Below are 8,900 nucleotides of genomic sequence, written 5' to 3' on the forward strand. Positions count from 1 at the left end.
GACCTCGCGGTGAGCCGTCGCGTCTTCGTCCACATCGGGCTGCCCAAGACCGGCACGTCCTACCTCCAGGCCATCGCCTGGCCGGGACGCGACCGCCTGCGCGAGGCCGGCCTGCTGCTGCCGGGGGCGCGCAAGAGCGACCACCTCCTGAGCTCGCTGGTCGTGCGCGACGACCCGGGCATCGCCCGGCGTGGTCCCGGTGCAGCGGGGGCGTGGGACCGGGTGCGGGCCGACGTGGCCGGGTGGTCGGGGGACGCGCTGGTCAGCCACGAGTTCTTCTGCGCGGCCTCCCCGGAGCAGGCGGCCCGGATGGTCGAGCAGCTCGCCCACGCCGAGGTGCACGTCGTGATCACCGCGCGCGAGCCGCTGGGGCTCTTCACCTCGAGCTGGCAGGAGTCGCTGAAGAACAAGTCCACGACCCCTCTCGCCGACTACGGCCGGGGGGAGTCCGACGACCCTCGTGCCGTCTGGGACTGGCGCTCGCTGGACCTCGGGCTCGTCCTGGACCGCTGGGCGCCCACCGTGCCGCCCGAGCGGCTGCACGTCCTCACGCCGCCCCCGCCCGGCTCGCCCCGCGAGGTGCTGTGGGAGCGGTTCGCCGGCGTGCTCGGCATCGACCCGGCGACCTGCGACGCGTCCCGTGGCTTCGCCAACGCCTCGATGGGGGTGGTCGAGGCCGAGACGCTGCGCCGGGTCAACGAGCGCCTCACCGGCTTCGACACCGCCCGCGCCCGCGGGGTGTGGCTGCGCTCCTTCCTCGCCGACGAGCGGCTGGTGCCGCGGCAGGGCGAGCCGTTCTGGCCGGCCGACGACCAGGTGGCGGACGCCCGGGCCCGCGGCGAGCGCGCCGTCGAGCGGCTGCGCGCGGCGTCGTACGACGTGGTGGGCGACCTCGACCTGCTGCGCGTGCCCGAGGACCTGCCGCCCCGCCGACACCCCGACTCGGTGACGGACGCCGAGGTGGCCGAGGTCGCCGTCGACCTGGTCGCCGTGCTCATGGGCGACCTGAAGCGTCGGGGCGACCGCACGAGGCAGCCGGGCGGGCCGCCGTCGCGCCTGACCCGCCTCCGCCAGGCCCTCCGGGGCACCTGAGCGGGTGTGACTACTGTCATGTGCCAACGCGGACGCCTTCGCCCCTAGGCTGTCCGCACTACCGGCTGGTAACCAGCCGTCACGCTCCCAACGGAAGGACTCCCGCCATGGGTCGCCTGTGCCAGACCGACGGACTCACCGAGGACCAGACCGAGATCCTCAAGGCCGTGCGCCAGTTCGTGGACGAGAAGATCCTTCCGGTGGCGACGGAGCTGGAGCACAAGGACGAGTACCCGACCGAGATCGTGGAGGGGCTCAAGGAGCTCGGCATCTTCGGGCTGATGATCCCGGAGGAGTACGACGGGCTGGGCGAGTCGCTGCTGACCTACGCGTTGTGCGTGGAGGAGATCGCGCGCGGCTGGATGAGCGTCTCCGGTGTCATCAACACCCACTTCATCGTGGCCTACATGCTGATGCAGCACGGCACCGAGGAGCAGAAGAAGAAGTACCTGCCGCGGATGGCGACCGGCGAGGTGCGGGGCTCGTTCTCGATGTCGGAGCCGGGGCTGGGCTCGGACGTGGCGGCCATCAAGACCAAGGCCGTCAAGGACGGTGACGACTACGTCATCAACGGCCAGAAGATGTGGCTGACCAACGGTGGGTCCTCGACGCTGATCGCGGTGCTGGTCAAGACCGACGAGGGCTCGGACTCGGTCTACAAGAACATGACGACCTTCCTGGTGGAGAAGGAGCCGGGCTTCGGGGAGACCGCCCCGGGCCTGACGATCCCGGGCAAGATCGACAAGATGGGCTACAAGGGCGTCGACACCACCGAGGCGGTCTTCGAGAACCACCAGATCTCCGCCGAGCAGATCCTGGGCGGGGAGCCGGGCAAGGGCTTCTACCAGATGATGGACGGCGTCGAGGTGGGCCGCGTCAACGTCGCCGCCCGTGCCTGCGGCATCGCCAACCGGGCCTTCGAGCTCGGCGTGGCCTACTCCCAGCAGCGCGAGACCTTCGGCAAGCCGATCAGCGAGCACCAGGCGATCCTGTTCCGCCTCGCGGAGATGGCGACCAAGGTTGAGACCGCGCACACGATGATGGTCCGCGCGGCCCGCACCAAGGACAAGGGCGAGCGCAACGACGTCGAGGCCGGGATGGCCAAGATGCTCGCCTCGGAGTACTGCAACGAGGTCGTCGAGGCGTCGTTCCGGATCCACGGCGGCTACGGCTACTCCAAGGAGTACGAGATCGAGCGGCTCTACCGCGAGGCGGCGTTCATGCTGATCGGGGAGGGCACCTCCGACATCCAGAAGATGATCATCGGCCGGTCGGTCCTCAAGGACTACAAGCTCAAGGCCTGACGTGTACCTCCCGCCGCCGGTCCGTCGCCGTCTCGACGCGCGCCTGGACCGGGCGCGGGAGGAGGGCTTCCGCGCCGGTCTTGCGGCCGCCTCCGAGCGGCGCTCGCGCGAGCGCTTCCGCTACGTCTTCGTGGTCACCTACGGACGCTCCGGCTCCACGCTGGTGCAGGGACTGCTCAACGCGTTCCCACGGGTGCTGGTGCGCGGGGAGAACGACCTCTACCTGCTCGACCTCTACCGTGCGCTGGCCCGCCTCCGGGCCTTCCGCGAGCTGCACGGCGAGCAGGGGTCACGCAACGTCGTCTCGGCGTTCTACGGGCTGAAGGCGATCCGCCGCAGTGCCTTCATGCAGGCGATGAACGACGTCGTGACGACCGGCGTCGTCGGCAACCTCGACGCCGACGACTACGACGTGCTCGGCTTCAAGGAGGTCGTCTGGCACCGGATCGCCCCGGACGAGACCGCGGCCTTCTTCGACACGATGGACAGGGCCTTCCCGGGCGTGCGCTACGTCCTCAACACCCGCGACGTGGAGCGGGTCCTCGGGTCCGGCTTCTGGCGCGACGCCGACACCGACGAGGCGCGGTCGCTCATCGAGCGGGTCGTCGAGATCCAGGAGCACCTGCGCGCCACCCGACCCGATCGCGTCCACGACGTGCGCTACGAGGAGCTGACGGGTCCCGACCCGGACGCGCGCGACGCCGTCGTACGACGCCTGGGCGAGTTCGTCACCGGCGCGCCGGTGTCGGCGGCCGTGCTGGCGTCCGCCCGCGAGGTCCTGGCGACGGGACACGGGCCGTTCCCCTTCGCGCGGCAGGACGATGACACGGAGGACGCCGACTAGGGTGACGCCCATGTCCCGCCGGCTCGTGCTCCACGTGGGGGCGATGAAGTCCGGCACCAGCTACGTCCAGTCGCGGCTGTTCGCCAACAAGCGGATGCTGCTCGACCGCGGGATCCTCGTCCCCGGCATGAACTGGCTCTCCCAAGTGATGGCCGCGAGCGACGTGCTCCGTGGTGGCGAGGCACAGTGGGCCAAGATGGCCGGCAAGGTGCAGGCCCACGAGGGCACGTCGGTGATCTCGATGGAGTACCTCGGACCGGTGCGTCCGGTCGTCGTACGCCGCGTGCTCGCGTCCTTCCCCGACCACGAGGTCACCGTCGTGGTCACCGCCCGCGACCTCAACCGCTCGATCCCCGCCATGTGGCAGGAGACCGTGCAGAACGGCCGCACCTGGACCTTCGCCGACTACCTCGCCGGCATCGAGGCCTGGCGGCCGGGACATCGCGACGAGGCCGCCGAGCCGCCGGAGTCGGGGCGGACCTTCTGGCGCCAGCAGAACATCGTCCGCTTCGCCCGCACGTGGGGTGAGGAGGTCGGCGCCTCCCGCGTCGTGGTGGTCACGGTGCCGCCGCCGGGAGCGCCGCGCGAGCTCCTGTGGGAGCGCTTCTGCTCCGTGCTGGGGACGTCGCCCGACGGCTTCGCGCCGGCCCGGATGGGCAACGAGTCCGTCGGGGCCGCGTCGACGCTGGTGATCCGGCGGGTCAACGAGCTGCTCAACGACGAGGGGCTGGTCTTCCCGGAGGGGACCGAGCTGCGCAAGGGCGTGCTCGCCAAGCAGGTGCTGGCCGCCCGCAAGGGCGAGGAGCCGGCGATCGGGCTGCCCGTCGCCCCCTGGGTGGCCGACCACGCCGCACACATGGTGTCCGCGCTCGACGGGCTCGGCGTCTCGCTGGTCGGCTCCTGGGACGACCTCGCGCCGGTCGACGTGCCGGGGGTGGACCCCGCGACGGTGTCGTCCTCCGTCGTGGCCGATGCGGCGATCGCGGGGCTGGCGGGGTTGCTGGCGGAGCAGATCCGGGTCGCCTCCTCCTCGGCCTCCGATGCGGCCGTGGACGACGAGGGGTCGGGCTGATGGCCTCGTTCCTGCACGACGCCCACCCGCGCCTCGAGGCGGCGTTCGTCGCGATGCTCGACGAGAGCCTCGCTCCGCGCGACCCCTCGATGCTGCTCGCCACCGTCCGCTCGCTCGACCTGCCGCCAGACAGCATGGCCGTGGACGTGGGGTGCGGCGAGGGTGCCCACGCCTTCCGGCTGGCGGCCCACTTCGGGTTGCGGGTGCTCGGCATCGATCCGGTGCAGCGCCACCTCGACCTGGCCCGGGAGGCCCGACGCAGCGAGCCCGAGGTGGTCGCGTCGCGGGTCTCCTTCGAGCGGGGGACGGCCGACCGGATCCCGCTCCGCGACGCCTCCGTCGACCTCGTCTGGTGCCGCGACACCCTCGCGCACGCGCCGTCGCTGGCCTCGGCGTTCCGCGAGTTCGCCCGGGTGCTGCGTCCTGGTGGTCGGGCGCTGGTCCACCAGGTGCTAGCCACCGACCTGCTCGCGCCAGAGGAGGCCGACTGGCTCTTCCCCGTGCTGGGTGTCGTGCCCGCCTCGGTCGACCTGGACACGACCGAGGGGGCGATCTCCCACTCCGGCCTCGTCGTCGATGCCTCCGTGGACCTCGGGTCGGAGTGGGGCGAGCACGAGGAGGAGACGTCGGGGCGTTCCTCGCGGGCGCTCCTGCACGTGGCGAGGCTCCAGCGTGACCCCGAGCGGTACCGCGAAGCGTTCGGCGACGCGGCGTACGACGTGATGCTGGGGGAGTGCCTCTGGCAGGTCTACGGGATGCTCGGCAAGCTCACCTCGCGCGTCCACCTCCTGCGTCGCCCCTGACCCGCCGGGAGTGTGCTCTCGGTGGTCCGAGCCTCGATGCCTCTCCCCCCACCCGGATGGGACCGTGTTCTCGGCCGGGTGGCCTCGTGCGCTCTGGCCGGTCGGCGAAGTTGTTCGAGAACACGACCACGTCGGCAACGGGCTGGCTGCGGGCCGCCTGCATCGGCACGACATTGCGCCACCCGTCCCCCGGGAACGAGCCCGCCGGCGCCGATCGCCCTCGCAGCCCGAGCACACTCGTGCGGGCCACACTCTTCCTGGTGTGCATTCGTCCCGGCCGCCTACCTACGTAAGCCCCTACCGCGTCAGTCGATCCCGCGATTGGCTTGAGTCAGGTCTCAAGAACACCACCGGGACTGACAACGGACCAGGTGATCCGGACAGGAGGAACCGGGATGTACGCCTTACCTCACACCCCGATGGGCCGCCGCGCGCTGTGGCTCCTGCTCCCCGTGCTGCTCTACCTGGTGCTTCCTGTGTGGCCCCTCATCTCCTACCTACCGCGGGCGCTGAGCATTGCCATCGGCATCGCCGTCATCGCGCTCGCTTTCGCCTCGCTCGTCACCTCAGGCCTGGCCATCTTCCGCGAGAAGGAGCGCTCGGTGATCCTGATCGTGCTCGCCTCCCTCACGTCCCTGATCGTCGTCGCCTTCGCCGTGGGTGAGGCCCTCGGCGGACACTGAGTCGAGGCATGTAGCCGGATGACGGTGACCCGGTGCAGAGAGGAGCAGACATGGACCAGGACCCGGTGAGCCCACCCCCTCGACGGCCGTGGTCGCTGTGGCTGGTCGTCGCCATGGTGACCCTGGCGGTCATCGTGTATCTCGTGCTGGACGTCCTGGCCGGGACGCACGGCGTCTGACCGGCCGAGACGCACGGGGACGCGCCCAAGGGTGGGCAACCGCAGTCACGGACGTCCCCCCGGGGGGCTTGTTCATCGCCGCTGCCGCTGACGGAAGGCGAAGAGACCTCCCACTACAGACATGACGAGACCCAGTGAGCCCGCCGCGATGAAGTTGACCTCGGGCACAGCAGCGTCCTGCGCGACCGCGAAGTGCCCATGCTGGGCCGTACCGCGGCACGTGACGGCGTAGGCGGTCCCGGAGGTCATGGGGAACCCCGATGCGGACTCAAGGCCAGCTCCTTGGCGGTAGTGCTGTGCGTCGCCCACGGTGACCGGGTCCCCGTTCCCAGAGGTCACCTCGCAGGACGGCGGCTGGGACATACCTGTGGAAGCGAAGATCGTCGCTGAGGTGGACTCCGTTGCGCGGATCTGCGTCTGCTGCCCGAAGTCCACCGGCTGCAACTCCGGCATGCGCTTGAGCCAGACATAGCCCAGCGCTGCGGAGATGAACATGGTCGCCGCACCGGCGAGGATCAGAAGGCGTGCCCACGGGATGTGCGCCCTGTCGGTGACTCCGCGTGTAGTGCTCACGACTCCAGCATGGCGCTCGTATTGCCGGGTCGGCAGAGGCAGACGACCCGCAACGGCCGTCACACCCGGCCCCGGCAGATCCGGTCAGGGGCGTCGCCCATGGGGACCCACCCAGTGAGAGAATTCGTGTCCACCATCCGGTCAGAACGGGTCTTCCCGACCTCTGATTGTCGGTGGTCCCTGATTGGCTTGCGTCATGTCATCGACCACCGCACCCGCTCTGCCGGACTCCCCGGCCGAGCTGTTGCGCGCGGTGAAGGAGTCGCGTGATCGGGCCGCGGCAGAGGACGTGGAGATGATGCGCCTCGCGGTGCACTGGGCCGATCTACACATCGCGGACGCCGAGTTCGCCGAGGCGTGCTTCACGTCTCCGAAGACCTTTGCCGGTGAGGGTTCGCCGTCGATCGATGAGTTCTGTGTGCCGGAGTTCGCGACGATGCTGGGTCGGACCAACGACAGTGCGGGGCGGTTCCTGACCGACTGTGTGGAGGTCGCCTACCGCCTGCCCAGGCTCTGGGGTGCAGTGCTGTCCGGGTTGGTGGCGGGGTGGCGGGCGCGGATCATCGCGCAGACCNGGTCTACCTGATCATGTACCTGCTGATGTTCGTCTCACCGACTGTGTGGAGGTCGCCTACCGCCTGCCCAGGCTCTGGGGTGCAGTGCTGTCCGGGTTGGTGGCGGGGTGGCGGGCGCGGATCATCGCGCAGACCACCCTCGCCCTCACCTTGGAGGCCGCAACGCATGTCGACGAGCAGGTGTTCTGGTGCGCCTCCCGGTTGACACCGTCGCAGCTTCGTCGGGTGGTCGACGAGGCCCGGGTCCGGTTCATGCCCGACGCCGTCCAGAAGTCACTGGACGACTCCGCGGACAAGCGGCACGTCACGTTCGACACCGAGCAGGCGTCGTTCGACGGGACGATGCACCTCGAGGCCGACCTGGAGATCCCCGACGCCCTGGCGCTGGCCGAAGCCGTGAAGAGCGGGGCGGAGCACCTGGCGAAGCTCGGGTCCACCGACACCGCCGACGGACGCCGGGCCACCGCGCTGGGTGATCTGGCGCGGCACCAGTTCACCATCGGCTTCGACGACCCGGACCACCCGGACGACCTGGACGTTTCGGGGGTTGAGGTGCGAGCGCAGAGAGCCTCGAAACCCACGGCATCCACGGCGTCCTCGAGCCCTTCGAGGCCGGTGACGCAGATTCACCTGTACGCGCACCTGTCCGCGGATGCGATCACCCACTTCGACAGCCCGGATGCGTCGGATGAGGCGTTGTGTGGGCGGATCGAGCAGGGCGGCCAACGGTTGTTGTCGGTGGACCAGATCCGGGCCTGGTGCGGGCGACCTGACGTGCAGGTCACTGTCACCCGGGTCATCGACCTGCGTGAGCGGTTGGAGTGCCAGGGGTATCGGCCCACACCGGAGATGCGGGAGCACGTCATTGTCCGCGACGGGACGTGTGTCTTCCCGTGGTGCGGACGCAACGCGAGGCTCTGCGACCTGGACCACGTGATTCCGTACGACCACGAAAAGCCCGAGGACGGTGGTCCGACGGCGACCGACAACCTGGCGCCGTTGTGTCGCAGGCATCACCGGTTGAAGACGCGTGGGCGGTGGCGGTACGAGATGACCGAGCCCGGGGTGTTCGTCTGGACCAGCCCACTGGGCCACACTTACCTCCGCGACCACACCGGCAGCCGACCGATCGGACGCGCGTGGCCCGACCCCGGAGCCGACGACAACACCGATCGGCCGGACTCACACCCGCCGGACCTCTGACCACCACGCCCCGCACCCCTCCACTGTCACGCCGGCGGGGCCACCCGCGTGTCCGCCTTCTGGGGCGCGCCCGCCTAGGTAGCTCTACTGCGACGGAAACCTGATTGTTGGTGATGGGTCCTCGAGGGCAGAAGCGTCGGCTGCTGGTACGTGACGCCGGTGGAGACAGTCGGGCAAGCCTTGTCTTCCTCACCCTGCAGCACCAGGCCTATCTTGAAGGCATGGGGGACTACACGTTTAGGCTGGCTTTCCTGCTCCCGCCCGGTCGTCCTCTCCCGCTGTCGGGCAACGAATTCAAGGTCGGAGACGGAAATGGAGCAGGGCCGATCTACCTGCGGTCCACTGTCGCGGACCAAGACCTTTCGCAGGCAACTTCGCTCACGCTGCGCGGGTCTGGCTACTCGTCCGAAGAGGCAGCCCAGGACGCAGGCGTCAGGTGGCGTGGGGTCTTACAGAGAGCCTTTGCATACGCCCTGTCAACGACGGCTGAAAATGAACCCCTTAGCGTCGGTTGAAAACGGACCCCTCTGCGGTTGTTAGTTGGTGTCGATCTTGGCCGCCGGGATGCGGCC

General features: G+C 69.7%; 9 protein-coding genes and 1 pseudogene. 9 read left to right on the forward strand and 1 reads right to left on the reverse strand.

What is annotated here, in order from left to right:
* The first annotated feature begins 9 nt into the window (after nt 1-9).
* The 7 genes from ASG88_RS07345 to ASG88_RS24015 all read left to right on the forward strand — a co-directional run bounded on the left by ASG88_RS07345 (nt 10) and on the right by ASG88_RS24015 (nt 5,977).
* Nucleotides 10-1,092, forward strand: coding sequence for a hypothetical protein (locus tag ASG88_RS07345; protein WP_056886787.1), 1,083 nt, complete (start codon nt 10-12; stop codon nt 1,090-1,092).
* A gap of 107 nt (nt 1,093-1,199) precedes the next feature.
* A complete protein-coding gene (locus ASG88_RS07350; protein WP_056886788.1) occupies nt 1,200-2,396 on the forward strand; it encodes an acyl-CoA dehydrogenase family protein in 1,197 nt (398 codons plus the stop codon).
* A 1-nt stretch (nt 2,397) separates the two neighbouring features.
* Nucleotides 2,398-3,240 carry a sulfotransferase gene (locus ASG88_RS07355; RefSeq protein ID WP_056886789.1) on the forward strand — a complete coding sequence of 281 codons (843 nt, stop codon included), beginning with the start codon at nt 2,398-2,400 and terminating at the stop codon, nt 3,238-3,240.
* A gap of 10 nt (nt 3,241-3,250) precedes the next feature.
* The gene (locus ASG88_RS07360) at nt 3,251-4,312 is read left to right on the forward strand and encodes a hypothetical protein (protein ID WP_157559616.1); all 1,062 of its coding nucleotides are present in this window, start codon (nt 3,251-3,253) and stop codon (nt 4,310-4,312) included.
* Nucleotides 4,312-5,115, forward strand: a complete 804-nt coding sequence (locus ASG88_RS07365) for a class I SAM-dependent methyltransferase (RefSeq protein WP_056886791.1) — start codon at nt 4,312-4,314, stop codon at nt 5,113-5,115. Before ASG88_RS07360 ends, ASG88_RS07365 begins: the two co-directional genes overlap by 1 nt.
* A gap of 395 nt (nt 5,116-5,510) precedes the next feature.
* Nucleotides 5,511-5,798 carry a hypothetical protein gene (locus ASG88_RS07370; RefSeq protein WP_157559617.1) on the forward strand — a complete coding sequence of 96 codons (288 nt, stop codon included), beginning with the start codon at nt 5,511-5,513 and terminating at the stop codon, nt 5,796-5,798.
* A 50-nt stretch (nt 5,799-5,848) separates the two neighbouring features.
* Nucleotides 5,849-5,977 carry a hypothetical protein gene (locus ASG88_RS24015; protein WP_268790677.1) on the forward strand — a complete coding sequence of 43 codons (129 nt, stop codon included), beginning with the start codon at nt 5,849-5,851 and terminating at the stop codon, nt 5,975-5,977.
* 72 nt (nt 5,978-6,049) lie between these two features.
* Here the strand turns inward: ASG88_RS24015 and ASG88_RS07375 are convergent, their stop codons facing one another.
* The gene (locus ASG88_RS07375; protein WP_056886793.1) at nt 6,050-6,550 is read right to left on the reverse strand and encodes a hypothetical protein; all 501 of its coding nucleotides are present in this window, start codon (nt 6,548-6,550) and stop codon (nt 6,050-6,052) included.
* 196 nt (nt 6,551-6,746) lie between these two features.
* Between ASG88_RS07375 and ASG88_RS07380 the strand changes: the two are divergent.
* Together ASG88_RS07380 and ASG88_RS07385 are read left to right on the forward strand one after the other, a co-directional pair.
* Nucleotides 6,747-7,124, forward strand: a pseudogene (locus ASG88_RS07380) (HNH endonuclease); the annotation flags it as partial.
* A 343-nt stretch (nt 7,125-7,467) separates the two neighbouring features.
* A complete protein-coding gene (locus ASG88_RS07385; RefSeq protein ID WP_235534759.1) occupies nt 7,468-8,328 on the forward strand; it encodes an HNH endonuclease signature motif containing protein in 861 nt (286 codons plus the stop codon).
* Nucleotides 8,329-8,900 lie beyond the last annotated feature (572 nt).

The sequence above is a fragment of the Nocardioides sp. Soil777 genome, assembly GCF_001428425.1.
GTDB classification, from domain to species: domain Bacteria; phylum Actinomycetota; class Actinomycetes; order Propionibacteriales; family Nocardioidaceae; genus Nocardioides; species Nocardioides terrigena.

Coding starts and splice junctions, on each gene's coding strand:
- ASG88_RS07350 (WP_056886788.1), top strand. CDS start 1,200: ATGGGTCGCCTGTGCCAGACCGACGGACTCACCGAGGACCAGACCGAG.
- ASG88_RS07360 (WP_157559616.1), top strand. CDS start 3,251: ATGTCCCGCCGGCTCGTGCTCCACGTGGGGGCGATGAAGTCCGGCACC.
- ASG88_RS07365 (WP_056886791.1), top strand. CDS start 4,312: ATGGCCTCGTTCCTGCACGACGCCCACCCGCGCCTCGAGGCGGCGTTC.
- ASG88_RS07370 (WP_157559617.1), top strand. CDS start 5,511: ATGTACGCCTTACCTCACACCCCGATGGGCCGCCGCGCGCTGTGGCTC.
- ASG88_RS24015 (WP_268790677.1), top strand. CDS start 5,849: ATGGACCAGGACCCGGTGAGCCCACCCCCTCGACGGCCGTGGTCGCTG.
- ASG88_RS07385 (WP_235534759.1), top strand. CDS start 7,468: ATGCACCTCGAGGCCGACCTGGAGATCCCCGACGCCCTGGCGCTGGCC.